We start from the raw sequence: 1,372 nt of genomic DNA on the forward strand, positions 1-1,372 counted from the left end.
CTCGTGCTCATCGCGCACCCTCCTACAGGTGTCACGAAGACCGTACAGATGTTGCTTGATCCTCAGCCCGAAACCGGACACGAACGCTGGAGCAACCCAGGACCAAGTCGCACTACAGGTCTTGACGACGGCGCGTGAACAGCTCAACGCCGAGCGACTCCGCGCGATCAACGCTCTCACCGCGCTGGTCCGCTCCCACGACCTCGGCATCGACGCCCGCCGTGCTCTGACCAGTGTCCAGATCCACCAGATCGCCTCCTGGCGCAGGCGCGTCGAGCCGCTGGGCGCCGCGACCGCCCGCGCCGAAGCGACCCGCCTCGCCCTCCGCGCCCGCCAGCTCGACACCGAACTGGCCGGCAACCGAGACCGGCTCACCGAGATCGTCGCCGAGCGCGCCCCCGAGCTCCTGGCCATGCCTGGCGTCGGTGCCGTCACCGCTGCGTCGTGCTGTGCGTGTGGTCCCACCCCGGCCGGTCCGCAGCGAGGCCGCCCTGGCCCAGATCGCCGGCACCTGCCCGATCCCAGCATCCTCGGGCAACACCGTCCGTCACCGGCTGAACCGTGGCGGCGACCGCCGACTCAACCGGGCACTGAACACCATCGTCCTGACCCGAATGCGCTCCGACCCCACCACCCGCGACTACGTCGCCAGACGCACCGCCGAGGGCAAGACCACCCGAGAGATCCGACGCTGCCTGAAGCGCTACACCACCCGCCAGATCTATCGCACCCTCAACTCCGCCCCGCCCCAGCCACCAGCCCTTGACAACACATAGAAGCATCCCGGGTTTGGTGGAGGGTCTTGATCTCTACGGGAGAGTGGAGTCATGCCTGCACCGAGGAAGTACAGCGACGAGTTGCGTGAGCGTGCGATCCGCACGGTGAACGAGACGATCAGAGAGAACCCGGGGATGCCGGTCAAGCGGGCCTGCAGCCAGGTGGGTGAGCAGCTGGGCATCCCGGGGCCGACCCTGCGGAACTGGTTCCGTGGGCCCGGTCCCGCGGCCGGGTCGACCGCGACGGCGACCGACCCCCACGAGCGGCTCGTGCAGCTGGAGAAGGAGAACCGCGAGCTGCGCCGGGCGAATGCGATCCTGCGGTCGGCATCGGCTTTTTTCGCGTCAATGTCACGCTGAGGGTGTCCGGTCGGGTTCGCTCGTTTTTTTGTTGCTGCGGCTCCGGCTGTTGGCTGCTCGTCCGATGTGCGGCCCGGCCGGACGGGTCAAGCCCAGTGGAGTGGTGTAGCGCTGTGATCCCTCGTTTGGGTTCAGGTGGTGAGGGCGGGTAGGTGATCAGCTCCGATCTCGGGTTCGGTGTCGGGGACGATGGTTGCCCGGCAGCGGGCTAGGAGGTCCAGTCCGAGGTAGCGGCG

3 protein-coding genes and 1 pseudogene are annotated in these 1,372 nt (G+C 68.1%); 3 read left to right on the top strand and 1 reads right to left on the bottom strand.

Translation table 11 applies throughout. The features are described from left to right. Positions 1 to 112: 112 nt before the first annotated feature. Positions 113 to 511, bottom strand: coding sequence for a hypothetical protein (locus BJF80_RS19055; protein WP_187344356.1), 399 nt, complete (start codon positions 509 to 511; stop codon positions 113 to 115). Between BJF80_RS19055 and BJF80_RS20025 the strand changes: the two are divergent. From BJF80_RS20025 to BJF80_RS08880, 3 genes and pseudogenes are all read left to right on the top strand, one after another. Then, positions 456 to 587 (top strand): annotated as a pseudogene (locus BJF80_RS20025) (transposase); the annotation flags it as partial. The gene BJF80_RS19055 and the pseudogene BJF80_RS20025 sit on opposite strands and share 56 nt — an antisense overlap. A 27-nt stretch (positions 588 to 614) precedes the next feature. Next, entirely contained in the window at positions 615 to 776 is a 162-nt protein-coding gene (locus tag BJF80_RS20030; RefSeq protein ID WP_237767508.1) for a hypothetical protein, read from the top strand. Positions 777 to 827: 51 nt separating this feature from the next. Further along, a complete protein-coding gene (locus tag BJF80_RS08880) occupies positions 828 to 1,136 on the top strand; it encodes a transposase (protein ID WP_075812973.1) in 309 nt (102 codons plus the stop codon). The last annotated feature ends 236 nt before the right edge of the window (positions 1,137 to 1,372 follow it).

The sequence above is a fragment of the Serinicoccus sp. CUA-874 genome (assembly GCF_001942225.1).
Classification (GTDB): domain Bacteria; phylum Actinomycetota; class Actinomycetes; order Actinomycetales; family Dermatophilaceae; genus Ornithinicoccus; species Ornithinicoccus marinus.